The 23,216-nt window shown below is 76.5% G+C and carries 21 protein-coding genes; 6 read left to right on the forward strand and 15 right to left on the reverse strand.

Going from position 1 to position 23,216, the window contains the following annotated elements; translation table 11 throughout:
- Positions 1 to 112: 112 nt before the first annotated feature.
- From ACI8AX_RS12875 to ACI8AX_RS12890, 4 genes are all read right to left on the reverse strand, one after another.
- Positions 113 to 1,285: an ABC transporter permease gene (locus ACI8AX_RS12875; protein WP_456550217.1), complete on the reverse strand. Its 1,173-nt coding sequence runs from the start codon at positions 1,283 to 1,285 to the stop codon at positions 113 to 115.
- Positions 1,282 to 2,853, reverse strand: a complete 1,572-nt coding sequence (locus ACI8AX_RS12880) for a sugar ABC transporter ATP-binding protein (protein ID WP_456550218.1) — start codon at positions 2,851 to 2,853, stop codon at positions 1,282 to 1,284. The genes ACI8AX_RS12875 and ACI8AX_RS12880 overlap by 4 nt, the downstream gene beginning before the upstream one ends.
- Positions 2,854 to 3,071: 218 nt before the next feature.
- Positions 3,072 to 4,238 (reverse strand): ROK family protein, encoded by a 1,167-nt coding sequence (locus ACI8AX_RS12885; protein ID WP_456550219.1) that lies wholly within the window; start codon positions 4,236 to 4,238, stop codon positions 3,072 to 3,074.
- Positions 4,239 to 4,242: 4 nt separating this feature from the next.
- Positions 4,243 to 4,926 (reverse strand): alpha/beta fold hydrolase, encoded by a 684-nt coding sequence (locus ACI8AX_RS12890; RefSeq protein WP_456550220.1) that lies wholly within the window; start codon positions 4,924 to 4,926, stop codon positions 4,243 to 4,245.
- 160 nt (positions 4,927 to 5,086) lie between these two features.
- On the opposite strand from ACI8AX_RS12890, the gene ACI8AX_RS12895 reads away from it, so the two are divergent.
- Positions 5,087 to 6,529 (forward strand): NAD(P)/FAD-dependent oxidoreductase, encoded by a 1,443-nt coding sequence (locus tag ACI8AX_RS12895; protein ID WP_456550221.1) that lies wholly within the window; start codon positions 5,087 to 5,089, stop codon positions 6,527 to 6,529.
- 69 nt (positions 6,530 to 6,598) lie between these two features.
- Here the strand turns inward: ACI8AX_RS12895 and ACI8AX_RS12900 are convergent, their stop codons facing one another.
- Genes ACI8AX_RS12900 through ACI8AX_RS12915 form a run of 4 tightly spaced genes read right to left on the reverse strand, consistent with a single transcriptional unit; the run spans position 6,599 to position 11,176 of the window.
- Positions 6,599 to 7,282, reverse strand: coding sequence for an alpha/beta hydrolase (locus ACI8AX_RS12900; protein WP_456550222.1), 684 nt, complete (start codon positions 7,280 to 7,282; stop codon positions 6,599 to 6,601).
- Positions 7,279 to 8,064, reverse strand: coding sequence for an SDR family NAD(P)-dependent oxidoreductase (locus ACI8AX_RS12905; protein ID WP_456550223.1), 786 nt, complete (start codon positions 8,062 to 8,064; stop codon positions 7,279 to 7,281). The genes ACI8AX_RS12900 and ACI8AX_RS12905 overlap by 4 nt, the downstream gene beginning before the upstream one ends.
- A gap of 38 nt (positions 8,065 to 8,102) precedes the next feature.
- Entirely contained in the window at positions 8,103 to 9,209 is a 1,107-nt protein-coding gene (locus ACI8AX_RS12910; protein ID WP_456550224.1) for a carboxylate-amine ligase, read from the reverse strand.
- The gene (locus ACI8AX_RS12915; RefSeq protein ID WP_456550225.1) at positions 9,206 to 11,176 is read right to left on the reverse strand and encodes an alpha-amylase family protein; all 1,971 of its coding nucleotides are present in this window, start codon (positions 11,174 to 11,176) and stop codon (positions 9,206 to 9,208) included. Before ACI8AX_RS12915 ends, ACI8AX_RS12910 begins: the two co-directional genes overlap by 4 nt.
- Positions 11,177 to 11,277: 101 nt before the next feature.
- Between ACI8AX_RS12915 and ACI8AX_RS12920 the strand changes: the two genes are divergently transcribed.
- The 3 genes from ACI8AX_RS12920 (at position 11,278) to ACI8AX_RS12930 (ending at position 14,733) form a co-directional block, all read left to right on the forward strand.
- Positions 11,278 to 12,243: a S1C family serine protease gene (locus ACI8AX_RS12920; protein WP_456550226.1), complete on the forward strand. Its 966-nt coding sequence runs from the start codon at positions 11,278 to 11,280 to the stop codon at positions 12,241 to 12,243.
- Between the two features lie 85 nt (positions 12,244 to 12,328).
- The gene (locus tag ACI8AX_RS12925; RefSeq protein WP_456550227.1) at positions 12,329 to 13,255 is read left to right on the forward strand and encodes a GGDEF domain-containing protein; all 927 of its coding nucleotides are present in this window, start codon (positions 12,329 to 12,331) and stop codon (positions 13,253 to 13,255) included.
- An 83-nt stretch (positions 13,256 to 13,338) separates the two neighbouring features.
- Entirely contained in the window at positions 13,339 to 14,733 is a 1,395-nt protein-coding gene (locus tag ACI8AX_RS12930) for an FAD-dependent oxidoreductase (protein WP_456550228.1), read from the forward strand.
- Here the strand turns inward: ACI8AX_RS12930 and ACI8AX_RS12935 are convergent.
- Together ACI8AX_RS12935 and ACI8AX_RS12940 are read right to left on the reverse strand one after the other, a co-directional pair.
- Positions 14,730 to 15,536: an SDR family oxidoreductase gene (locus ACI8AX_RS12935; RefSeq protein ID WP_456550229.1), complete on the reverse strand. Its 807-nt coding sequence runs from the start codon at positions 15,534 to 15,536 to the stop codon at positions 14,730 to 14,732. The genes ACI8AX_RS12930 and ACI8AX_RS12935 overlap by 4 nt on opposite strands.
- Before the next feature lie 9 nt (positions 15,537 to 15,545).
- Positions 15,546 to 16,562 (reverse strand): helix-turn-helix transcriptional regulator, encoded by a 1,017-nt coding sequence (locus ACI8AX_RS12940; RefSeq protein WP_456550230.1) that lies wholly within the window; start codon positions 16,560 to 16,562, stop codon positions 15,546 to 15,548.
- Between the two features lie 91 nt (positions 16,563 to 16,653).
- On the opposite strand from ACI8AX_RS12940, the gene ACI8AX_RS12945 reads away from it, so the two are divergent.
- Positions 16,654 to 17,172, forward strand: a complete 519-nt coding sequence (locus tag ACI8AX_RS12945) for a DinB family protein (protein ID WP_456550231.1) — start codon at positions 16,654 to 16,656, stop codon at positions 17,170 to 17,172.
- A gap of 42 nt (positions 17,173 to 17,214) precedes the next feature.
- On the opposite strand, the gene ACI8AX_RS12950 is transcribed toward ACI8AX_RS12945, so the two are convergent.
- Both ACI8AX_RS12950 and ACI8AX_RS12955 read right to left on the reverse strand, forming a co-directional pair.
- Positions 17,215 to 18,165: a hypothetical protein gene (locus tag ACI8AX_RS12950; protein WP_456550232.1), complete on the reverse strand. Its 951-nt coding sequence runs from the start codon at positions 18,163 to 18,165 to the stop codon at positions 17,215 to 17,217.
- Between the two features lie 29 nt (positions 18,166 to 18,194).
- Positions 18,195 to 18,785 (reverse strand): dienelactone hydrolase family protein, encoded by a 591-nt coding sequence (locus ACI8AX_RS12955; RefSeq protein WP_456550233.1) that lies wholly within the window; start codon positions 18,783 to 18,785, stop codon positions 18,195 to 18,197.
- A 67-nt stretch (positions 18,786 to 18,852) separates the two neighbouring features.
- Here ACI8AX_RS12955 and ACI8AX_RS12960 point away from each other — a divergent pair, with 67 nt between their 5' ends.
- Positions 18,853 to 19,422 (forward strand): TetR/AcrR family transcriptional regulator, encoded by a 570-nt coding sequence (locus ACI8AX_RS12960; protein WP_456550234.1) that lies wholly within the window; start codon positions 18,853 to 18,855, stop codon positions 19,420 to 19,422.
- 37 nt (positions 19,423 to 19,459) lie between these two features.
- Here the strand turns inward: ACI8AX_RS12960 and mgrA are convergent, their stop codons facing one another.
- The 3 genes from mgrA to ACI8AX_RS12975 are packed head-to-tail and all read right to left on the reverse strand — an operon-like array spanning position 19,460 to position 23,007.
- Positions 19,460 to 20,503 (reverse strand): L-glyceraldehyde 3-phosphate reductase, encoded by a 1,044-nt coding sequence (mgrA, locus tag ACI8AX_RS12965; protein ID WP_456550235.1) that lies wholly within the window; start codon positions 20,501 to 20,503, stop codon positions 19,460 to 19,462.
- Positions 20,504 to 20,530: 27 nt separating this feature from the next.
- Positions 20,531 to 22,126, reverse strand: coding sequence for a hypothetical protein (locus ACI8AX_RS12970; protein WP_456550236.1), 1,596 nt, complete (start codon positions 22,124 to 22,126; stop codon positions 20,531 to 20,533).
- Entirely contained in the window at positions 22,123 to 23,007 is an 885-nt protein-coding gene (locus ACI8AX_RS12975; protein WP_456550237.1) for a phosphatase PAP2 family protein, read from the reverse strand. Before ACI8AX_RS12975 ends, ACI8AX_RS12970 begins: the two co-directional genes overlap by 4 nt.
- Positions 23,008 to 23,216 lie beyond the last annotated feature (209 nt).

A 23,216-nucleotide genomic window follows, 5' to 3' on the forward strand; every position in this document is an offset into this window, starting at 1 on the left:
GGGGGGCCGGTGGGGGGGCGGGGGGGCGGGGGGGGGGGGGGCGGGGGGGCGGGGGGGGGGGCCCGCGCGGGGGGGGGGGGGGGGGGGGGGGCGCCCCCCCCCCCCCCCCGGCTCAGGCGGGGGTGCCGGGGCGGGCGCCGCCGGGGCCGCCCGGGTCGCTGGTGCCGCCGGAGACCGCGCCGGCCGGGCTGCCCTGGACGACGGCCCCACCGGAGGCGCCGCCCTCTCCTGGTCGGCGGAAGGTGAAGCTGCCGGTCGCCAGCCGCTGCTGGAGCAGGACGGCGGCGACGATGATCACGCCGCGGGCCACCGCCTGCGCGGAGCTGGACAGGTCGTTGAGCGTGAAGACGTTGCCCAGCGTGAAGAAGATGATCACGCCGAGGACGGTGCCGACGATGGTGCCCCGGCCGCCGATCAGCAGCGTGCCGCCGATGACCACGGCGGCGATCGCCTCCAGCTCCCACAGCGTGCCGTGGGTCGAGCTGCCGGTCGTCGTCCGGCCGATGATCATCACGGCCGCGATGCCGCAGGTGATGCCCGAGAGCACGTAGAGCTTCACCGTGTGCAGCTGCACCCGGATCCCGGCGAGCCGGGCGGCCTCGGCGTTCCCGCCGACGGCGAAGGTGCGCCGGCCGAACGTGGTCCGGTTGAGCAGGACCCAGCCGGCCACGGCGACCAGCGCGAAGATGATGACCAGGGTGGGGACGCCCAGCACGTCGCCGGAGAAGAAGTCGAGGAAGCCGTCGTCCCGGACGATCTGCGTCCGCCGGTTGGCGATGATCTCGGCGAGCCCCCGGGCCGCCGTGAGCATGGCGAGGGTGGCGATGAAGGCGGCGAGCTTGCCGTAGGCGATCACCACGCCGTTGACCAGGCCCGCGACCGCGCCGACCACCAGGGCCGTGAAGACGATGACGATCCAGTGGACGTCCTCGGCGAGCTGCTGCGTGGCCAGGGTGGTGGCCCACACCGACGACAGCGCCGCGATGGCGCCCACCGACAGGTCGATCCCGCCGCCGATGATCACGAAGGTCATGCCGATGCTGACGACGCCGACGATCGAGGCGCCGCGCAGGATCGTCAGCACGTTGTCGACGTCGGCGAAGCGGTCCCCGGCGGTGATCAGGCCGACGACGCAGAGGATGACCAGCGCGACGACGAGGCCGAGGTTGCGGCCCACCGGCCCGGACATCAGGCCCGGTCCCCTGCCGGTCTCCCGGCCGTTCCCGGTCGGCGCCGCGGACACGTCCGCCGACCCTCCGGTCGTCGCCGTGGTGCTGCTGCTCATGCCACGTCCCCTTCGTGCTGCATCGTCGCGGACACCGGGGCGCCCTGGTGGGCGGTCCCCTCCATCACCAGGTCGAGCACGCGGTGCTCGTCGAGCGCGTCGGCGCGCTCCTCGGCCACGACCGCGCCGTCGGCGACGACCAGCACACGATCGGCCAGCCCGAGGACCTCGGGGATCTCGCTGGAGACCACGACGACGGCGACGCCCCGGTCGGCCAGGTCGCGGACCAGCGCGTAGATCTCCGACCGCGCGCCCACGTCGACACCGCGGGTCGGCTCGTCGAGGAGCAGGACGCGGCACTCGCGCAGCAGCCAGCGGGCGAGGACGACCTTCTGCTGGTTGCCGCCGGACAGCGTGCGGACCTCGCGGTCGACGTCGGCGGGGCGCACCTCGAGGGAGCGCACCTGCTCGGTCGCCGCGGCGCGCTCCGCCCCGCGCGCGAGGAAACCGCCGCGGGCGAACCGGGCCAGGCTGGAGATGCTGATGTTGCGGTAGACCGAGTCACCGAGCAGGAGCGCCTGGCTCTTGCGCTCCTCCGGCGCCAGCCCCACCCCGGCGGCCACCGCGCCCCCGACGTCGCCGTTGCGCAGCCGCTTGCCGGCGACGCGGACGGTGCCGGCGGTCGCGCGCCGGGCGCCGTAGACGGTCTCGAGGATCTCCGAACGCCCCGCGCCCACCAGCCCGGCGAGCCCGAGGATCTCGCCGGGGCGCACGGTGAAGGAGACGCCGGAGAAGGAGCCGCGGAGGGACAGGTTCTCGACCTCCAGCAGCGGCGCCTGGTCGGCGGCGACCCGGGCCCGGCGCTCCGGGAAGACGTACTCGATGGTGCGGCCGGTCATCAGCGTGATGACCTCCCGCGTCGGGGTCTCCCGGGCCGGCAGGCCGGTGGCCACCGTGGCGCCGTCCTTCAGGACGGTGATCCGGTCGCCGATCTGGCGGATCTCCTCCAGCCGGTGGGAGATGTAGACGACGGCCACGTCGTGGGCCGTGAGGTCGCGGACGACGGCGAACAGCCGCTCGACCTCCTCGTTGTCCAGGACGGCGGACGGCTCGTCCATCACGATCAGGCGGGCGTCCTGGGACAGCGCCCGGGCGATGCTGACCATCTGCTGCGCGGCGGCCGAGAGGGAGCCGACCTCGGCGGTCGGACGGATCTCGGGGTGACCGAGCCGGGTGAGCAGCCGGGAAGCCGCCGTGTTGGCCGCCGCCGGCCGGGTGAGCCCGAACCGCGACTGCTCGCGGCCGAGGAAGATGTTGTCGGCCACCGTGAGGCCGGAGACCAGGTCGAGCTCCTGGTAGATCGTGGCGATGCCCAGGCTCATCGCGGCCTGCGGGCTGGCGAGGGTCACCTCCTCGCCGCGCCAGGTGATCCGGCCGGCGTCGGGCTGGTGCGCCCCGGCGAGGACCTTGATGAGGGTGGACTTGCCGGCGCCGTTCTGGCCGAGCAGGCAGTGCACCTCGCCGGCGCGCACGTCCAGGTCCACACCCCCGAGGGCGCGCACGCCGGGGAACGTCTTGACGATGCCGTGCATCTCCAGCAGCGGCGTCTGCGCCTGGGACGAGGTCACCGGGCCTCCAGCGGGTCGGGCGCCAGCGCGGCGGAGGTCCGACGGGGAACACCCCGCGGCACTTCTGCTCAACGCTGACCATTAGTGCGTGCAGGCGTGAACATATGGGCGGCGTCACACCGGGTCAAGCAACGCGACGGGAGTTACCGAACCGCAACGTGCCGGGACCGGGCCGGTCCGGTGGCGGGGAGGGGGTTCGCGGCCGCGGACCCCGCAGGTCAGCGCGCCAGCGCCTGGTGGACCGAGTCCTCGTCGAGGAAGCCCTCGATGGCCATGAGGGCGGCGCCGACGCGGCCGGAGAGGTCCGGGGCGGCGCTGACGGTGATCTCCAGGGACCGGGCGGCGAGCGGCATCGAGCGCCGGTAGACCGCCTCGCGGATGCCTGCGAGCAGCGGGATGCCCGCCTGGGCGACCCCACCGGTCATGACGATCCGGTGTGGGTTGAAGAAGTTGACCAACGCGGCGAGCACCGTGCCGATCGTGCGCCCGGCCGCCCGGACGAGCTCCAGGGCCCGGCCGTCCCCCTGGGCGGCGAGCTCGATGACGTCGCGCGTCGTCCGCACGGGCAGGCCGGCGGCGAGGGCGTCCCGCAGCAACGCGCCGCCCCCGGCGATGGCCTCGAGGCAGTTGACGTTGCCGCAGCGGCACACCACCTCGCGCCCGTCGGGCTGGGCGACGTGGATGTGCCCGATGTCGCCGGCGCTGCCCTGGGCGCCCCGGTAGACGCTGCCCTCGACGATGACGCCGCAGCCGATGCCGGTGCCGACCTTGACCACGAGCACGTCCTGGTCCGAGCCCGCCACGCCCATCTCGCCGAGGGCCATCACGTTCACGTCGTTGTCGACGAACACCGGGCACTCGAACCGGCGGAAGGCCTGCGGGATGGGGTGGTCGTGCCAGCCCGGCATGATCGGCGGGTGGGACGGCCGCCCGGTGGAGAACTCCACGGGGCCGGGCACGCCGACGCCCACGGCGCGGACGTCGGCGACCGACAGGCCCGCCTCCGCGAGCACCTCCTGGGCCAGGCGGTCGGCCTCGGCCAGCACCGGTCCGGGCCCCTCGGCGATGTCGATCTCGTGCCCCGCCGAGGCCATGACCTGCGCGGACAGGTCGGTGACGGCCACGTCGACGCTGGTCACCCCGAGGTCGACGGCGAGCACGCACCCCGCCCGGCTGTTGAACCGCAGCAGCGTCGGCGGCCGCCCGCCGGTGCTCCAGCCGCGCCCGCCCTCCTCGAGGAAGCCGGCGGCGATCAGCTGGTCCACCCGGGCGCTGACGGTGTTGCGCGCGGCACCCGTCAGGGCCACCAGCTCGGCCCGGCTCCGCGCGCGGCCGGTGCGCACGTGGTGCAGCAGCGCGCCGGCGGAGGCGGAGGTGGCGGCCATGGCGTCATCGTGACACGTCCGCCGTCCCGTCCCGGCCGTCCGCGGCCGGGACCCCCGCCGACACCGCACGGAGCAGGCCGGCGACGGCGTCGGGGTGCGTCTGCACCGTCATGTGCGCCGCGCCGGGCAGCTCCTCGTAGCGCCCGCGCGGCGCGGCCGCGGCCACGGCGACGGCGAACGGGCGGGAGCACAGCCGGTCCCGGCTGCCGCGGACGACGGTGACCGGGACGGCCACCGCCCGCAGCCGCGCGGCCACGGGGTCGGGCGCCGCGCGCCGCCACAGCGCCGCCATCGCGCGGGGCCCGGTGGTCAGCCACTGCGCCAGCACGAGCGGCACCTGCCACCACGGCTCGGCCCACGCCGTGGCGAGCCAGCGGCCGGCCAGGCCGCGGGCCGAGCGCAGCCGCGGGTCCGTGGTCGGGCCGAGCAGGACCACGGCGGCGACCCGCGGGTCGGTCCCGGCCGCCGCGACGACCTGGCAGCTCTGCGAGTGGCCGACCAGCACCACCGGCCCGTCGCCCAGGTGCGCGCGCAGCCGGGCGGCGAGCGCGTCCAGCGGGGGCACCGGGCCGCGCCGTCCCATGCCGGGCAGCAGGACGACGTCCGCGTCGACCCGCCTCCGCAGCCGCGCGGAGGACCGCCGGTCCAGGCCCAGCCCGGGCACCAGGACGATGCGGGGCAGTGGCATCCCCCCGGTCTACCGGGCGGCCCGGGCCGCCGCGATCCGGCAGTGATCGGGGGCCGCCCGCGTGATCGGCGGACGGGCGGGTAGAGCACGGGACTGTGTCCCGAGTCGCCCCGTCCGGTGGCGGGCGGCACCCGAGTCCAAGTGGGAGGATGGAGTCATCATGACGACATCACGAGCGGCCACCGAGACGTCCGACAGCACTGCAGCGACCCCCACGTCCGGGCGACCGCGCGTCGTCGTCATCGGAACCGGCTTCGGCGGCCTGTTCGCCGCCAAGGCACTGCGGCGCGCCGACGTGGACGTCACGATCATCGGCAAGACCAGCCACCACCTGTTCCAGCCGCTGCTGTACCAGGTGGCCACCGGGATCCTGTCCGAGGGCGAGATCGCCCCGGCCACCCGCGAGATCCTGCGGCACCAGCAGAACGCCCGGGTGGTGCTGGGCGAGGTCACCGACGTCGACCTCACCGCCCGCACGGTCACCTCGACCGTCCTGGGGCGGGTCACCGTGCACCCCTACGACGAGCTCATCGTCGCCGCCGGCGCCGGCCAGTCGTACTTCGGCAACGACCACTTCGCCGAGTTCGCCCCCGGCATGAAGAGCATCGACGACGCCCTCGAGCTGCGCGGGCGCATCTTCGGCGCCTTCGAGCTGGCCGAGCTGGCCACCTCCCAGGAGGAGGTCGACCGGCTGATGACCTTCGTGGTCGTCGGCGCCGGCCCGACCGGGGTGGAGATGGCCGGCCAGATCGCCGAGCTGGCCCGCCGCACGCTCAAGCGGGACTTCCGCAACATCGACCCGACCCAGTCGCGGGTGATCCTGCTCGACGCGGCGCCGATGGTGCTGCCCAGCTTCGGCGAGAAGCTCGGTGACCGCGCCCGCCGGCACCTCAACCGCATCGGCGTCGAGGTGCAGCTGGGCGCGATGGTCACCGACCTGGACGCCAACGGCCTGACGGTCAAGGACGGCGACGGGCAGGAGCGCCGCATCGCCGCCGCCACCAAGATCTGGGCCGCCGGCGTGCAGGCCTCCGAGCTCGGCCGCAAGCTCGGCGAGCAGACCGGGGCCGAGGTCGACCGGGCCGGGCGCATCTCCGTGCAGCCCGACCTCACCCTGCCCGGGCACCCCGAGGTGCACGTGGTCGGCGACATGATGGCGTTGGACAAGCTGCCCGGCGTCGCCCAGGTCGCCATCCAGGGCGGCCGCTACGCCGCGAAGGCCATCACCCTGCGCATGGAGGGCAAGGCCCCGCAGAAGCCGTTCCGCTACAAGGACAAGGGCTCCATGGCGACGATCTCCCGGTTCTCCGCGGTCGCCGACATCGGGAAGTTCAAGTTCGAGGGCTTCATCGCCTGGGTGCTGTGGCTGGTCGTGCACCTGATGTACATCGTCGGGTTCAAGAGCCGTGTCACCACCGTGTTCCACTGGCTGATCAGCTTCCTGGGCCGCGGCCGCTCCCAGCGCGTGGCCACCCAGCAGCAGGTCTACGGCCGGCTCGCGCTCGAGCAGCTCGGACCGGAGTTCTCCGTGTCGAAGACCGGCGGCCCCAAGGACGTCGAGGCCGCCAAGCACGAGGACGTCACCGAGCGCCAGTCCGCCTGAGGGAGGACCCCGCTGCCCCCCACGGCTCGCACGCCCGCCGTGGGCCCTTGCAGCGGGGCCGCACGGGGTTCAGGCGGGCGCGGGGCCGAGCCAGGAGTCGAGGGCGGCGACGACGAGGTCGGGTGTGACCACGTGGCCGCCGTCGAACTCCTCGTAGGTGACGTCGTAGCCGGCCCGGGTCAGGTCGGCGACCACCCGGCGTCCGCACCGGTCGACCGGAAGCACCCGGTCGCCGGTGCCGTGCGACACCCACACCCGCGGCCGGCCCACGACGCCGGGGGCGGCGACGAACCCCGGGGAGAAGGCGAGCACCGTCTCGGCGAGGTCGCCGTTGGCCAGCCCGAGGGACAGCGCGTAGGACGCCCCGTCGGAGAAGCCGGCGAACGCCACCCGGTCGACCGGCCGCCGGGCGAACACCTGCTCCAGCGCCGCGTCGAGGACGGCGACGTCGCGGCCGAGCCCGCCGGCGATCAGGTCCCACGTGCGGGCGACCGACGTCGGCGCCAGCACCAGGGCGCCGCGGGCGGTGGCGCGGTCGCCGACCCCGGCCACGCTCTGGGCCGCGGAGCCGCCCGCGCCGTGGAAGAACACCAGCAGCGGCCGCGGGACCGGCTCCCCGGCGGGCACCAGCAGCCGCGCCTGCGCGCCTGGCCCGAGGTCGAGCGTGCGGTCGCCCGGCGGGTGCGGGAGCGCGGCCGGAGCGGCCGGGCGGCTGTCGAGCCGGCCGGCCGCCGCCGGGCGCGGCACGGTCACGCGGAGCCGGGCTCGGCCATCTTCGCGTGGGCCGCGGACTTGAGCTTGTCGGGCAGCACGCTGTTGGCCGCCGCCTGGGCCTTGGTCATGAGCGACCCGGCCACGACCTTGTCCTTGCCGGCCATCAGCGCCTCGTAGCCCTGCTTCGCCACCTGCGCCGGGTCGTCCTTCGGTCCCTGGCCCAGCTTCGTGTCGGTCAGGTCGCCCCGCTCGAAGAACTCGGTGTCGGTGGGGCCGGGCATCAGCGAGGTGACGGTGACCCCCGTGTCGCGCAGCTCGGTGGCCAGCGCCTCGGCCAGCGACTGGACGAACGACTTCGAGGCGTTGTAGACCGCCTGGTAGGGCCCGGGCATGGTCGAGGCGATCGACGAGGTGAACAGCACCTTGCCCTCGCCGCGGGCGGCCATGTCGCGGAGGAAGAGCTTGGCCAGCCGGAAGGTCGCGGTGACGTTGAGGTCGATGATCGCCTGCTCGTCCTCGATCGGGTTCTCGACGAACGGCCCGCCCTTGCCGACGCCGGCGTTCAGGGCCACGGCGGCGACGGGCCGCCCGGTGGCCACGACCGCGGCGTAGAGGCCCTCGACGCCCTCGCGGGTGCGCAGGTCGGTCTGCACCGCGGCGACGTCCACCCCCTCGGCGCGCAGCTGCTGGGCAGCGGCGGTCAGCTCGGTGTCCTCGGCGTTCACGACGAGGTCGAAGCCGTTCGTGGCGAACTGCCGGGCCAGTTCGAGGCCGATGCCGCTGGAGGCGCCGGTGACGACGGCGAGGGGACGTGAGGTCATGGCGTCCCGGTACCCCCGCCTCCGGGCGGGACACGCGCTCAGCCCGGCGCGCCCTCGGCCACCACCTGTCGGGCCACCGCGCGCAGGTCGCCGCTGCGCTCCCAGCCCGCGCGCTGCCGGGACGCCGAGGTGCCCCGCTCCAGCAGCCGCTGCACCAGCCCGGTCACCTCGTCCCCCTCGCCGCGGGCGCGCAGGTCGTCGGCCAGCTCGGCCAGCAGCCGGTCGACGGCCACCCGCGCCGGCACCGCCTCGCCGCGCACGGGGTCGAACAGCTCCCCGCCCAGCCCGTCGCGGGCGGCACGCCACCGGGCCGCCCGCAGCAGCTCCGGCCGCGGGTCCGGCGCCGGCTCGCCGTCGGCCGCCCGCGCCGCGAGCACCGCGACCAGCGACCGGACGAGGCCGGCGTGCAGCACGGCGTCGTCCACGGAGGTGCACACGTCGGCGATCCGGAACTCGACGGTGGGCAGGTGCGACGATGGCCGGACGTCCCAGTACACCTGCGAGGCGTCGGCGACCACGCCCGAGGCGACCAGCCCGGCGACCACCTCGCGGTAGGCCGCGGCCGAGCCCAGCCGCTCCGGCGCCCCGGAATGGGCGAACCGGCCCCACCACACGGTCCGGAAGCTCTCGTAGCCGGTCTCGACCCCGTCGTGGAACGGCGAGCTGCCGGTCATCGCGAGCAGCAGCGGCAGGTACGGGCGGGCCCGGTCGAGGACCGCGACGGCGGTCTCGGGATCGGGGACCCCGACGTGCACGTGGCAGCCGCAGATGTCCTGCTGGCGGGCCAGCACGCCCCAGCGGGCCCCCATCGCCCGGTAGCGCTCGGCGCCGGTGAGCGGCTGCTGCTGCCAGGTGCCGAACGGGTGCGTGGAGGCCGGCAGCAGCACCAGCCCGTCGCGCGCGGCCGCCGCCGCCGCGTCCCGCCGGGCGGCGACCAGCTCCGCGCGCACCTGCGCCAGCGTCGTGCAGACCGCGGTCGTCGTCTCCAGCTGGGTGGTCACGATCTCCGGGTGCACGCGGGGGCCGGCGTCCCCGCTCAGCGCGGCCGCGACCGCGCGCGGTGCCGGCGTCAGCGCGAGGGTGCCGGGGTCGACGCAGTGGAACTCCTCCTCCACGCCGAGCGTGGCCGCGACCGGCGCGGTCACGGCTCGGCGAACCAGGCGAAGCCCAGGCCGGGGACGACGACCCGCCCGTCCTGCACGCCCAGGGGCCCGTCGCTGCCGTGCACCCAGGCGAGGCTCCCGAAGCCGGTGACCGCGTCGGCGTGGACGGCGCGCGGGCCGGCGGCGACGTTGGCCAGGCCGACGAAGGCCCCGCCGCGGGGGTGCCGGCGCCGCCAGGCCAGGACGGCGTCGTCGCCGGCGTCGAGCAGCTGGGACTCCACGCCGCCGCGCAGGGAGAGCAGCGACCGGCGCACCTCGCCCAGCCGGCGGATCGCGGCCAGCACGCGACCCTCCAGGGTGGCCGGGTCGGCGGCCCGCGCGGCCGCCGACCAGTCCATCGGCGGGCGGTGCATCCACCGGTTGTCGGGGGCGCGGGCGGGGTCGGCGAGGTAGCCGCGGTCGTTGCGCAGCGCCAGCTCGTCGCCCATGTAGAGCAGCGGTACGCCACCCCACGCGTAGGCCACGGAGTACAGCAGGACCAGCCGGCGGACCCCGGCCTCGAGCGCGGCGGCGTCACCCGACTCGAGCGCCGCCTCGATGCCGCACAGGGAGGCGGCGGAGCCCGAGATCCGGGCGTCGCCGGTGGTCTCGTTCTCCTGGAACAGCGCGCCCCGGGCGAAGGACCCGGGGAAGCGGCCGGCGTAGAAGTCGTTGAGGAAGCGCCGGTGCGCCGCGCCGTCGTGGCCGACCGCGGCGGCGTCCTCGTCGGTCACCGCCCAGCCGATGTCGTCGTGCCCGCGCACGTAGGTGCACCAGGTGGTGCTCGGCGGGACCGGCCGCATCCGCCCCAGCGCGTGCCGGGCCAGCCGGACGTCCTGGGTGGCCAGGCTGCTCCACAGCTGCACCATGAGCGTGTTGTGGTAGGCCAGCTCGCACTCGGGCCGGAACCGCTCGTGGGCGCCGAGGTAGGGCACCAGGTCGTCGGGGGCGACGATCGCCTCGGCCTTGAACACCACGCCGGGCGCCGCCAGCCGGGTCAGCGCGTGCAGCAGCTGCAGGAGGGTGTGCGCCTCGGGCTGGTTCTGGCAGGTGGTGCCCAGCCGCTTCCACAGGAACGGGACGGCGTCCATCCGGAAGACGTCGACGCCGCGGTTGGCCAGCCAGGTGATCTCGCCCAGCACGGCCAGCGTGACCTCGGGGTTGGTGTAGTCGAGGTCCCACTGGTAGGGCCAGAACGTCGTCCACACCCAGCCGCCGGCACCCCCGCAGGCCTCGGGCACCCAGCTGAACGACCCCGGCGCCCGGTCGGGGAACACCTCGGGGATGGTCGCGTCGTAGGCGTCGGGCATCGTCCGGTCGGGGAAGGCGGTGTAGAAGCCCGCGTACGCCGGGTCGCCGGCCAGCCACCCCTGCGCCCACCGGTGCTCGCGCGCCGTGTGGTTGACGACCAGGTCGATGCACAGGGCCATGTCCCGCTCGTGCAGGGCGCCGGCGACCGCCTCGAGGTCGGCCATCGTGCCCAGCCGGGGGTCGACCGAGCGGTGGTCGGCGACGGCGTAGCCGCCGTCGTTCTCCCCCTCGCGCGGGCGCAGCAGCGGCATGAGGTGCAGGTAGGTGGTGCCCAGCGCCGCCAGGTGGTCCAGGTGCTGCGGCAGCCGGTCCAGCGTGCCGCAGAACCGGTCGACGTAGCAGACGTAGCCCTGCACCCGCGCCCGCTGGAACCACCCCGGGTCGAGCTCGCGGCGGCGGTCCAGCCGGCGCAGCGCGGCCGGCCGGTCGGCGGCCGCGGCCAGGACGACGCGCAGCGTCCGCTCCAGCAGCGCGTCGGCACGGTCGCCGTAGAGGTCGGCCAGCGGTTCGTGGACGTCGAGCAGCGCGAGGTCCGCCCGGGTGAGGAAGGCGTCGGCCTCCTCCCCCAGCACCGCGCCGGCGTCGGCGGCCAGCCGGGGGCGCAGCTCCGCCCAGGCCCGCCCGGCGGCCGCCCGCCCGGCGGCGGTGGAGCTCGTCACCGGGTCAGTATCGCGACGGTGTTCGCCCACGGCATGACCAGCGGCGCCCGGGCCGCCGACGGCGTTCACTGGTGCCTGTAACCCCGTAATCAGGAGGGGCCATGAGCCAGGACACCAGGGACCAGGACGCCAGGGACCGGGACGCCGCCGCGCTCGACGCCTACTCGGCCACGGTCACCGCCGTCGCCGCGGAGCTCGCGCCGCACGTGGCCGCACTGCAGGTCACCGGGCCCGACGGCCGCGGGGGCGCCGGCTCGGCGGTCGTCGTCCCCGGCGACGGGCTGCTGGTCACCAACGCGCACGTCGTCGGCCGCGCCCGCACCGGCCGCGCCGTGTTCTCCGACGGCTCCGAGAGCGGGGTGGACGTCGTCGGCGCCGACCCGCTGTCGGACCTCGCCGTCGTCCGCGCGCGGGCCGCGGTGCCCGACCCGGCCGTGCTCGGCGACGCGGCCGGGCTACGGGTGGGCCAGCTCGTGGTCGCCGTCGGCAACCCGCTGGGCCTGGCCGGCTCGGTGACCGCCGGCGTGGTGAGCGGCCTGGGCCGCTCGCTGCCCACCCGGGACGGGCGGACCGCGCGGGTCGTCGAGGACGTCATCCAGACCGACGCCGCGCTCAACCCGGGCAACTCCGGCGGCGCGCTGGCCGACTCCGCCGGCCGGGTGGTCGGCATCAACACCGCCGTGGCCGGCTGGGGGCTGGGCCTGGCGGTGCCGGTCAACGCCACGACCCGGCGCATCCTCGCCGCGCTGGCCGCCGACGGCCGGGTGCGCCGCGCCTACCTCGGCCTGGTCAGCACCCCGGCGCCGCTGCCCGCCGGGCTCGCCGCCCGCACCGGCCGCCGCCGCGGGCTGCGGGTGCTCGACGTCGTCCCCGGCTCGCCGGCGGCGCGGGCCGGTCTGCACGCCGGCGACCTCGTGCTGGAGGCCGGCCGGTCCCCCGTCGCCGAGGCGCAGAGCCTGCAGCGGCTGCTGTTCGCCGAGGCCATCGGCGTCCCGCTGCCGGTGACGGTGCACCGCAACGGCGCGATGGTCGACGTGGTCGCCGTCCCCACCGAGCTCACCGGCTGACCTCCTCCGCTCCCCCCTTCGGGTCCCCCGTCCTGCAGCACCTCCCCCTCCCGGTCGATGCTGTCCGGGACGGGGAGGAGAGGACGTGCACGGGGACCGGGCCACCGGCGTGGGCTTGCTCGCGCTGCTGTACGGCGTCAGCGGGCTGCTGTGCGCCGTGGGCGCGCTGTGGCCGATGGCGGAGCGCTCCCCCGTGGCACTGCTCGGCGTCCTCGCCCTCGTCGGCCTCGGCGCCTCGGGCTACCTGTGGCTGCGCCGGGCCGACCTGCCCGACCGCGGCGTCCACCTCGCGCTCGCCGTCGTCAGCCTGCTCGTGGGTGCGCTGGCCTGGCAGTCGGTCACGACCGCGGGGGTCGTCGGGCTCGGTCCGGCGATGGTCGCCGTCGGCGTCTTCACCGGCCACTTCCTGCCGCCGCGCCCGGCCCGCCTGCACGTCGCGCTGCTCCTGCTCGCCGCCACGGCCGGCGCCGTCGCCGCGGCGCCCACGGGCTTCACCTCGCCGTGGGTCACGACCGTCACCACGGTGGTCGTCCTCAGCGAGGCGCAGCTGCGCATCTCCGCCCAGCTGCGGCACGCCGCCGGCACCGACCCGCTCACCGGGGTGGCCAACCGGCGCAGCTGGGAGACCGAGGCGGCCCGCGACCTCGCACACGCGCTGCGCAGCGGCGAGCCGCTCACCGTCGCCGTCCTGGACCTCGACCACTTCAAGGCCGTCAACGACGAGGCGGGGCACTCCGCCGGCGACGAGCTGCTGCGCTCCCTCGCCCGGGCCTGGAGCCGCGAGCTGCGCGGCGCCGACCTGCTGGGCCGCCACGGCGGTGACGAGTTCGTGCTCTGCCTGCCGGCCACCGACGGCGACGCGGCGCGCGAGCTGCTCGCCCGGCTGCGGGCCGGGCACCCCGCCCCCTGGTCGGCGGGCACGGCGTCCGCCCGCCCGGGCGACACCCTCGACGACCTGCTCCGCCGCGCCGACGAGGAGCTCTACCGGGTCAAGCGCGCCCGCACCCGCTGAGCGCGGAGGGCCGGAGGACCCTGGTCCCCCCTCCCCGTCCCCGGCACGGTGGCCGCGAGCCACGGGGGTCCGGGAGGTCGGGCATGGCCGGGATCGTGGTCTGCGGCGGCGGCGTCATCGGGCTCGTCGCCGCCCTCCAGCTGGCCCGGGAGGGCCACGACGTCACGGTGCTCGAGGCCGATCCCGACGGCGCGCCGGCCACCGCGGCCGAGGCCTGGCAGGCGTGGCGGCGGCACGGGGTGGCGCAGTTCCACCAGCCGCACACGCTGCACGCCCGCTTCCGCGAGGTGTGCGACGCCGAGCTGCCGGGGCTGACCGACCGGCTGGTCGCCGCCGGGTGCGCCACCGTCGACCCCCTGGACGCCTTCCCGCCGGCGATCGCCGACCGGACCCGGCGGCCCGGCGACGAGCGGTTCCGCGTGGTGACCGGGCGCCGTCCCGTGGTCGAGTCGGTGGTCGCCGCGGCGGCCGAGGACGAGCCCGGGGTGACCATCCGGCGCGGGGTGCGCGTCGCCGGGCTGGAGACCGGCGCGTCGGCCCTGCCCGGCGTCCCGCACGTGACCGGCGTGCGGACGACGACCGGCGAGGTGCTCCGCGCCGAGCTCGTGGTCGACGCCGGCGGGCGCCGGACGCGGTCGGCGGACTGGCTGGCCGGCATCGGCGCCCGCGCGCCGCTGCTGGAGGCCGAGGACCTCGGCTTCGTCTACTACACCCGCTACCTGACCGGGCCGACCCCGCCGGTGCGCCGCGCCCCGCTGCTGGTCCCGATCGGCAGCCTCTCGGTGCTGTCGCTGTACGGGGACAACGACACCTGGTCGGTCACCCTGTTCGCGCGGACCGGGGACCGGCTGCTCAAGGCGCTGCGCGACCCGGACGCCTTCGACCGGGTGGTCGCCGCCTGCCCGACGCACGCGCACTGGCTGGACGGCCGCCCGCTGGACGGCGTCCGCGCCATGGCCGGCACCCTCGACTGCCACCGGTCCTACGTGGTGGACGGCGTCCCGGTGGTCACCGGGTTCGCGGCCGTCGGTGACGCGTGGGCCTGCACCAACCCCTCGGCGGGGCGCGGGCTGAGCATGGGCGCGGTGCAGACCCAGCTGCTGCGCGCGGTCGTGGCCGCGCACCTGGCCGACCCGGCCGCGCTGGCCAGGACCTTCGCCGAGGCCACCGCGGCCGCCGTCGAGCCGTTCTACCGGGACCAGGTCGCGGCCGACCGGGTCCGGATCGCGGAGATGCGCGCGCTCGCCGAGGGCCGCCCGGCCCCGCCGGCGGTGTCGCCGACGACCCGGTTGCAGGCGGGGGCGGCGACCGACCCCGACCTGTTCCGGGCTCTGCTCGAGGTCGTCCTCTGCCTGGAGACGCCCCGCGCGGTGCTGGCCCGGCCCCTGGTCCGGGAGCGGCTGGCGGCCCTCGGCGCGGCTGCGCCCCGCCCCGTCCCCGGACCGGACCGCGCGCGGCTCGAGGAGCTGCTGGCCTAGCCGCGCCGCCAGTCGTCGGACCCCAGGTGGGAGCCGGCCATCGGCCCCATCTGCAGCATGCCGCCGTCGACCGCCCACGACGCCCCGGTCACGTAGCCGGCCCCCGGGGAGGCGAGGAAGGCCACCACCGCGGCGACCTCGCGGGCGTCGCCGGGCCGGCGCAGCGGCACCCCCGGCCGCTCGTGCCCGGGCGCGGTGGGGTCCTCGTCCTCCTGCCCGGTCATCGCCGTCGCGATCTCCCCCGGCGCCACCGCGTTGACGGTGATGCCGTGCTCGGCGAGCTCGAGCGCGGCCACCCTGGTGAGCAGCCCGAGGCCGCCCTTGGCCGCGCAGTAGGCCGCCGCGCCGACCCGGGGCGCGACCTCGTGCACGCTGGTGATGTTGACGATGCGCCCGCCCCGGCCGCCGGCCACCATCCGCCGCGCGGCCCGCTGGAGGCAGAGGAAGGCGCCGTCGAGGTCGGTGGCGAGCACCTCCCGCCAGGTGCCGAGGTCCAGCTCCAGCAGCGGCGTCGTGTGCCCGGTGCCGGCGTCGTTGACCAGCACGTCGAGCCCGCCGAGGGCGACGGCCAGCTCGTCGACGACGTCGGCGGCCTCCGGCAGCCGGGTGAGGTCCAGGTGGCGCAGCTCGGCCCGCCGCCCCAGCGACCGGACCTCCTCGACCGTGGCCCGGCCGGCGGCCTCGTCGCGGTACCAGGTCACGCCGACGTCGTGCCCCTGCTCCGCGAGCGCCACCGCGACCGCGCGCCCGATCCCCGACTCCGACCCCGTGACCACCGCGACGCGGTGGCTGTGCTCCGTCATGCCCCGACGCTAGTCGGGTGACCCCTCGCCCCCCACCGCTCGCGAGCCCGCGGCGGGCCCCTGCGAGGGGGCCCGCCGCGCAGCGCGGACGAAGCGGCTCCCCCAGGCCCGCGCCCGCTCGGCGAGCTCGGGCGGCTCGAGGACGGTGAACTCGGCCTCCGTCGTCCCGAGGGCGAACAGCGCCCACTCCAGCGCGTCGGACTCCATGGCGACCCGGCTGCCACCCCGCCCGTCGTCGGTGACGGTGGCCCAGCGGCCGATCCGCCGGCGCACCTCCTCGGCCGGTGCGCGCACCACCGCGGTCACCGGCGTCCCGGGGCGCATGCCGAGCCCGGCCTGCACGAACGCGACGGCGTCGTCCCCGGGCAGCGGCCGGGGCGCGAAGCGGGCCCCGGTGGCGCGCGGGTCGCCGAGCCGGTCGAGGCGGAAGGTCCGCCAGTCGCCGCGGCCGGTGTCGTGGGCGACGAGGTACCAGCGGCGGCGCAGCGGCACCAGCCGGAACGGCTCGACGAGCCGCTCGCTGCGCTCGCCGTTCGCGGCGGTGTAGTCGAACGACAGGCGCACGGTGTCCCGGCAGGCCTGGGCGACGGTCGTGAGGACGCCGGGGTCGACCGCGCCGTCCCCGCCGGCCCACGGGACGGCGGCCGTGGCGGCGGCCAGCGCGTCCACCCGCCGGCGCAGCCGCGGGGGCAGCACCGGCACCACCTTCGCCAGCGCCCGGACCGAGGACTCGGCCATGCCCGCGACCGCCGCCTGCGCCGCGGCCTGGAGCCCGACGGTGAGGGCGACGGCCTCCTCGTCGTCGAGGACGAGCGGCGGCAGCGACGCGCCGGGCGCCAGCCGGTACCCGCCGGCGACGCCCGGGGTCGCCTCGACGGGGTAGCCGAGGTCGCGCAGCCGCTCGACGTCCCGGCGCAGCGTGCGCAGCGAGACCCCGAGGCGCTCGGCGAGGTCCATCCCGGCCCAGTGCCGGCGGTCCTGCATGAGGGAGAGCAGGCGGAGCGTGCGGTTCCCGGTGTCGGCCACGTCCCGAGATTCTCCGGTAATGCGGTCAGGAACTGGCACCGATGGCCGACAGACTCCTCCCATCGGATCCCGACGGCGAGAGGCGACAGCCATGACCACGACCACCCTCACCCGCGAGCGCGCCGACCTGCTCGAGACCTTGCGCGCCCACCGCTTCTTCCTCCGGTACACCGTCCAGGGGCTGACCGAGGAGCAGGCCCGGCAGCGCACGACCGCCAGCGAGCTCACCCTCGGCGGCCTGCTCAAGCACGTGGCGCACACCGAGTCCAGCTGGGCCGACTTCATCGAGCAGGGGTCCTCGGCGATGGCCGGCCCCGACGACCCGGAGCAGATGGCCCGCTGGCAGGCCGAGTGGCACATGGCCGACGGCGAGACGCTGGCCGACGTGCTCGCGCACTACGACGCGGTCGCCGCCCGCACCGACGAGCTGGTCGCGACGCTGCCCGACCTCGACGCCGACCACCCGCTGCCGCCGGCGCCGTGGTTCGAGCCGGGCGCGCGCCGCTCGGCCCGCCGGGTGTTCCTGCACATCGTCGCCGAGACCGCGCAGCACGCCGGTCACGCCGACATCCTGCGGGAGTCCCTGGACGGCCAGAAGACGATGGGCTGACCCGGCCCGCTCCCCCGCCCGCAGGCCGGCCCGCCCGCGCGCTCAGCCCTCGTCCTCGAGCTCCCGGAGGCGTTCCTCGGCGCGGTCGCGGGCGGCGGCCGCGTCGCGGGCCTGGCGCTCGGCGGTGGTCCGGTGCCGCTCGGCGCGGCGCAGCTCGGCGGCGACCTCGGCGGCCTCCTCCTCCGCCCGGGCCAGCTCCGCGGTGAGCTCCTCGACCCGCGCCCGGAGCTCCTCGTGCCGCTCGTCGAGCTCGCCGGCGCGGTCACGCTCCTCCGCGGCGCGGGCGGCGGTCTCCTCCGCCAGCGCCGCGGCGGCGGCCGCCTCCTCGCGCGCCTCGGCCAGCTCCCGCCGGCGCTTCTCCTCGGCGGCGCGGCGGGCCTCCTCCTCCCGCTCGCGGCGGCGCTGCTCCTCCCGGGCCCGCCGGCCGGCGGCGTCCTCGTCCCGGCCCGCCGCCTTCGCCCCGCGGGCCGGTGCGGGCGCCGGCTCCGGCACGACCCGCAGCTGCGGTCGCATGCCGGTGACCCCGCCCATGCCGCTGTAGGACAGCGGCGAGGTGAGCCGGCCGCCGAGGACCGCCTCGCCGGCCTCCGGGTCGGCCATCGCGGCCCGCAGGGTGTCCTCCACCTGGCCGGAGACGGCGGTGCTGACCGCGTGCCCGCGCTCCCGGGCGCGGGCGGCGGCTTGCCGGGTGAGCGCGGAGAGCAGCTGCCCGCGCTGGGTGTTCAGCGCCCGGAGCTGGTCACCGGCCAGCGAGTCCTGCGCCTCGCGGAGCAGCCCGCCGAGCTCGACCAGCGCCTCGATCTCGTCGCGGTGCGCCCGCACCAGCACGTTGACCACCCACGCCGCGGTCGAGGGCTTGGGCAGCGCGCCGATCTGCTTGGCGAGCACCCGGTCCCCCGCGGCGCGGGCGTCGTCGACGCGGGCGGTGCGCGCCGCGACGAACTCCTCGGGCGGCACCTCGTACAGCTCGTCGGCGACGTCGTCCAGCTCCACCTACGCCCCCTCGGGGGTCCGGGCAGCGGTCACCCCGCGTTCGTAGCACCCGCGACGAAGGGCAGCACCCGTGACCAGAGCAGCTCGGTGGCCGCCGGGTCGAACTCGGCCGGCAGCGACGCGTCGGTGAACAGGTGCCCGGACCCCGGGTAGTCGAAGGCCTCGACCGCCGCTCCCGCCGCGCGCACCGAGCCGACGACCGCGTCGACCCACTCCTGCTGCCGGAACGGGTCGCCGACGGCGTAGTGCACCTGCGCCGGGACGCCGGCCGGCCACGCCGCCACGCCCAGCACCTCCAGCGGCAGGGTGCCGGAGAGGAGGACGACGCCGGCCACGTGCCGCCGGGTCGCCACGTACTCGGCCATCCCCCCGCCGTTGGAGAAGCCGGCGACGACGAAGCCGTCGGGGAGGTCGGCGACGGCCGCCTCGGCCCGCGCCATGAGCGCCGGGTACCCGAGGCCCTCGGCGAAGGCCATCGCCTCCTCGTAGCCGTCGAAGACCCGGCCGTCGTACTGGTCGACCACATGCACCTCGTGCCCGGCGGCACGCAGCCGGTCCGCCGCGTCGAGCACCCCCGGCCGGACGCCGAGGACGGAGTGGAACAGGGCGACGGTGCTCATGGCGACTCCTCGGGAGGGTGAACTGTACGCTGTCCAATAGTAGCTGGACGGCGTACAGTTCGCCAGCGTGGAGAGCCGCAGGACCCCCGGTCAGCGCGCCGGGCTGACCCGCGCCCAGGTGCTCGACGCCGCGCGGGGACTGCTGGCCGAGCGCGGGCTCGCCGGCCTGACGATGCGCGCCCTGGCCCAGCGCCTCGGCGTGGCCCCCAACGCGTTGTACAGCCACGTGCCGGACAAGGCGCACCTCGTCGAGGAGCTGCTCGACGACGCGCTCGCCGCCGTCCCCGACCCGGCCGAGGGCACCGAGTGGCGGGCCGGCCTGCGGGAGCTGATGGCGGGCACGCACGAGGTGCTGCTGGCCTGCCCCGGTCTGGTGCCGCTCTACCTGGGCCGCGGGGCCCGGGGGCCGAACGCCCGGCGGCTCGGCGCGGCGGTGACCGGGCTGCTCGCCCGCGGCGGGGTCACCGGCGTCGAGGCGCGCGAGGCCCTGCGGGTGCTGATCGTCTACACGATCGGCTTCGCCGCCTTCGAGGTGCAGCCCGGCCCCGAGGACGCCGATCCCGGCGAGCGCAGCGCGGGCCTGGCCGGCACGTTCGACCGCGGCCTGGACTGGCTGCTCGCCGGGATCGGCGGCTGAGCGGGTCCCAGCCCAGGGGCTGGACCGGGCGCCGGGCTCAGGCCCGCTCGCCGGCGGTGCGCGCGCCCGCCCACAGGTCGATGCCGGCGTCGACGGCGTGCTGGTCGATGCGCGCGAGCTCCTCGTCGCTGAAGTCCGGCCGCTGCAGGGCCGCGACGTTCTGCTCGAGCTGCCCGACGCTGCTGGCCCCGATGAGCACGCTCGTGACCCGCGGGTCGCGCAGCGCCCAGGCCAGGGCCATCTGGGCCAGCGACTGGCCGCGCGCGGCCGCCATCTCGTTCAGCGCGCGGACGTGGGTCAGCGCCTCGTCGGTGAGCAGGTCGGTCGACAGCGACTTGCCCTGGCTGGCCCGCGACCCGGCGGGCACGCCGTCCAGGTAGCGGTCGGTGAGCATCCCCTGTGCCAGCGGGGAGAAGGCGATGCAGCCGGCGCCGACGTCGGCGAGGGTGTCGAGCAGCCCCTCGGTCTCGATCCAGCGGTTGAGCATCGAGTACGAGGGCTGGTGGATCAGCAGCGGCGTCCCCAGGTCGGCCAGGATCGCCGCGGCACGCGCGGTGTCGGCCGGCGAGTAGGACGAGATGCCGGCGTACAGCGCCCGGCCGGACTGCACCGCGGTGTGCAGCGCGCCCATCGTCTCCTCGAACGGCGTCGTGGGGTCGGGCCGGTGGGAGTAGAAGACGTCGACGTACTCCAGGCCCATCCGGCGCAGCGACTGGTCGAGGCTGGCCAGCACGTACTTGCGCGAGCCCCCGCCCTGCCCGTACGGGCCGGGCCACATGTCCCACCCGGCCTTGGTGGAGATGACCAGCTCGTCGCGGTACGGGCGGAGGTCGTCGCGCAGGTGGCGGCCGAAGTTGGTCTCGGCCGAGCCGTACGGCGGGCCGTAGTTGTTGGCCAGGTCGAAGTGGGTGATCCCGAGGTCGAAGGCCCGGCGCAGGACGTCGCGCTGGCGCTCGAGCGGGACGTCGTCGCCGAAGTTGTGCCAGAGGCCGAGGCTGATGGCCGGGAGGTCCAGCCCGCTGCGACCGGTGCGGCGGTAGGTCATGGCGGAGTAGCGGTCGGCGGCGGCCGTGTAGGTCATGCCCGCATCCTCGCCGGTCGCCCGGTGCTACCTGCAGCTGCCCTCGTCGCCGCCGAGGACGGTGGTGAGCGAGAAGTCGCCGGCCAGCGTGTAGGTGCCCGGCTCCGGGACGCTGAGGGTGACCCAGCCGTCGTCGGTGGCCGTCAGGCAGGCCGTCGTCTCCGGGTCGGTGGTGCTGCGCGCCACCAGGTAGCGGTTGGGCCGGACCTGCAGCTGGTGCACGGCGGTGTCGGGGACGGCCACGACGAGCTCGGCCGGCGTGGCCGAGACCAGCGTCAGCGGCTCGGGGACGATCGGCGCGGGGTCGGCGACCCGGTAGAGCGTCCAGCGCTCGTCGGCCCACACCTGCGTCAGGTAGGGGAGGCCGGAGCGGACCAGGGCCTCCTCGGGCCGGTCCCGCGTCACCGGGTCCGCCGCGACCGCGACGTAGGCGACCGCGTTGGCGGCCAGCCACTGCCGGTAGCCCCGGGCGTCCTCCCCGCCCGGCTCGAGCAGCCCGGGGTTGCGGTGGTTGTCGGTCTGGTCCTCCCAGCCGCGGGCCAGGGTGACCTCCGGGCCCAGGACGTGCGAGCCGGCCCGGGACCAGTTGTCCACGAGCTCGACCCGGTACCCCTCCAGGTCGGCCCGGCCGTCCAGCTGCGCGCGCAGCCCGGCGTAGTCCTCGGCCCGGTAACCGTCGCCCAGCGCGGCCGCCTGGTCGTTGGCGCCGGCGTAGACGGCCCAGGCCAGGGCCGGCGCGAGCACCAGCAGCAGCGGCCGGCGGTCCCACCGCGACCAGGCCAGGACCACGCACGGCAGCACGAGGTAGGCGAACCGGCCCGTGTTCGCGCCGACACCGGTGGGCACCACGAACAGCACGGCCGCGGCCGCGACGACGACCGGCGGCAGCCAGCGCAGCGGCGTCCGCCACAGCGCCGGCCACACGACCAGCGCGGTGGCCACGGTCAGCGCCAGCGTCGTCCAGGGGAACTGGTAGGACCCGGGCGCGCCGAAGAGGGCGAAGGGGACCGCCACGCCGCCGGCCGCCCCGGCGAGGGCGGCCCGGACCGCGGGCGAGCGGGCGCCGCCGGCCAGCAGCGGGACGGCGACCAGCCCGGCGAAGGCCGGGACCAGCGGGCTGGCCAGGCCGGAGACGGCCAGGACGAGGGCCCCGGCGACCGGCCGCCCGCGGCGCAGCGCCAGCACGCCGGCGAGCGCGATCGCCGCGCCGACGGCGAAGGCCACCCGGCCGGCGAGCAGGTTGCTCACGGCCGCGGCCGCGACCGCCCAGCGGAACAGGACCGGGTGCGCCGTCCCGCGCGAGATCGGGAACGCGAGGGCGACCACGGCCAGCGGCGCCAGCAGCACCAGCACCCGCGACCCGACGGCGGCCGACAGGAAGGGCACCAGCGACGAGTAGGCCCCCGGGGAGATCCCGCCGTACCAGCCGAACCAGTAGGTCAGCCCGACCCCGGCGTCGGCGGCCTGCTCCCGGGCCAGCGCCGCCTGCACGTCGGCCAGCGGCGGGTCGAGCAGCCACATCGCGGCCGCGGCCACGACGGCGGCGAGCAGCGGGCCGGTCCGCGTCAGGACGGGCCCGAGGCCGCCCCGCCCGGTCGCGGGCGCACCCGCGACCGCCGTCACCCGGCGGCTCCCGCCGTCCGCCGGCCGACGGGCTGCCGGCTCCTGACCTGGCGGGCCCCCAGCAGGACGACGCCGCCGACCAGGCCCAGCAGCACGACGCCGGCGACGACGTCGAGCAGGTAGTGGTTGCCGGTGGCCATGGTCGAGACGAACGTGACCAGCGGGTAGAGCACCGCCAGCACGCGGACCCACGTCCGGCGCACCAGCAGGAAGACGACGACCCCGCACCAGGCGGCCCACGCGCAGTGCAGCGACGGCATCGCGGCGAACTGGTTGCTCACCATGTCCGGGCCCGGCGAGCCGGAGCTGGACCACCAGCCCCACGACGAGGTCTCGCGCATGACGTCGACGAAGCCCTCCGACGCGGGCATGAGCCGCGGCGGGGCGGTCGGGAAGAGGTAGAAGCCCACCAGCGCGAGGAACGTGGTGCCCACCCACACGGTGCTCGCCAGCCGGTAGTGGGCCCGGCGCCGCCTGTACAGCCAGACGAGCACGACCGGCGTCAGGTAGAGGTGGAACGAGCCGTAGTGCAGCGCCATCACCGCGGAGAGGACGTCGGAGCCCGCCGTCCACTCGTTGAGCGGGCGCTCGACCGCCAGGTGCAGGGCGTCCTCGACCGCGAGGATGTCCGAGGCCGTGTCGTACGCGGTGGTGCGCGCCTCCCAGGAGACGCCGTTGCGGACGTAGGAGTAGACCTTGTAGAGGCCGTACAGCAGCACGAACTCGAACCACCACGGCACACCCGTCGGCCGGCGCAGCACGCGGGCGCGCAGGGCGGCGAGGACGGCGGCGCGGCCGCCGGTGGGCGCCAGGGCGACCTCGGCGGGGCCGTACGCGTCCCCGGCCACCCGGGTGCCGCTGACGGCGACGGTGTCGGTCACGCCCACTCCTCCTCGGTCCTCGTCCCGCTGTCAGCATCGGCGGCCGGGGCGCTGCCCGGTACCGCGCGGGCGCGACGGTCGGGACCCCACGCCCGCCGTCCGGCGTCCGGACGCACGGGCACCCGCCGCGGGAGCGGCGCACCGCCGGCCGCGTGCGGCCCGGCGGGGACCCGGTCGCGAGGGCGGGACGCCGCACGTCCCGCACCGCA

It is taken from the genome of Blastococcus sp. SYSU D00813 (assembly GCF_054050735.1).

What these genes read in the sequence shown, in the direction of transcription:
- ACI8AX_RS12875 (WP_456550217.1), bottom strand. Translation starts at nt 1,285, where the DNA reads ATGAGCAGCAGCACCACGGCGACGACCGGAGGGTCGGCGGACGTGTCC.
- ACI8AX_RS12885 (WP_456550219.1), bottom strand. Translation starts at nt 4,238, where the DNA reads ATGGCCGCCACCTCCGCCTCCGCCGGCGCGCTGCTGCACCACGTGCGC.
- ACI8AX_RS12890 (WP_456550220.1), bottom strand. Translation starts at nt 4,926, where the DNA reads ATGCCACTGCCCCGCATCGTCCTGGTGCCCGGGCTGGGCCTGGACCGG.
- ACI8AX_RS12895 (WP_456550221.1), top strand. Translation starts at nt 5,087, where the DNA reads ATGACGACATCACGAGCGGCCACCGAGACGTCCGACAGCACTGCAGCG.
- ACI8AX_RS12905 (WP_456550223.1), bottom strand. Translation starts at nt 8,064, where the DNA reads ATGACCTCACGTCCCCTCGCCGTCGTCACCGGCGCCTCCAGCGGCATC.
- ACI8AX_RS12920 (WP_456550226.1), top strand. Translation starts at nt 11,278, where the DNA reads ATGAGCCAGGACACCAGGGACCAGGACGCCAGGGACCGGGACGCCGCC.
- ACI8AX_RS12930 (WP_456550228.1), top strand. Translation starts at nt 13,339, where the DNA reads ATGGCCGGGATCGTGGTCTGCGGCGGCGGCGTCATCGGGCTCGTCGCC.
- ACI8AX_RS12935 (WP_456550229.1), bottom strand. Translation starts at nt 15,536, where the DNA reads ATGACGGAGCACAGCCACCGCGTCGCGGTGGTCACGGGGTCGGAGTCG.
- ACI8AX_RS12945 (WP_456550231.1), top strand. Translation starts at nt 16,654, where the DNA reads ATGACCACGACCACCCTCACCCGCGAGCGCGCCGACCTGCTCGAGACC.
- ACI8AX_RS12955 (WP_456550233.1), bottom strand. Translation starts at nt 18,785, where the DNA reads ATGAGCACCGTCGCCCTGTTCCACTCCGTCCTCGGCGTCCGGCCGGGG.
- mgrA (WP_456550235.1), bottom strand. Translation starts at nt 20,503, where the DNA reads ATGACCTACACGGCCGCCGCCGACCGCTACTCCGCCATGACCTACCGC.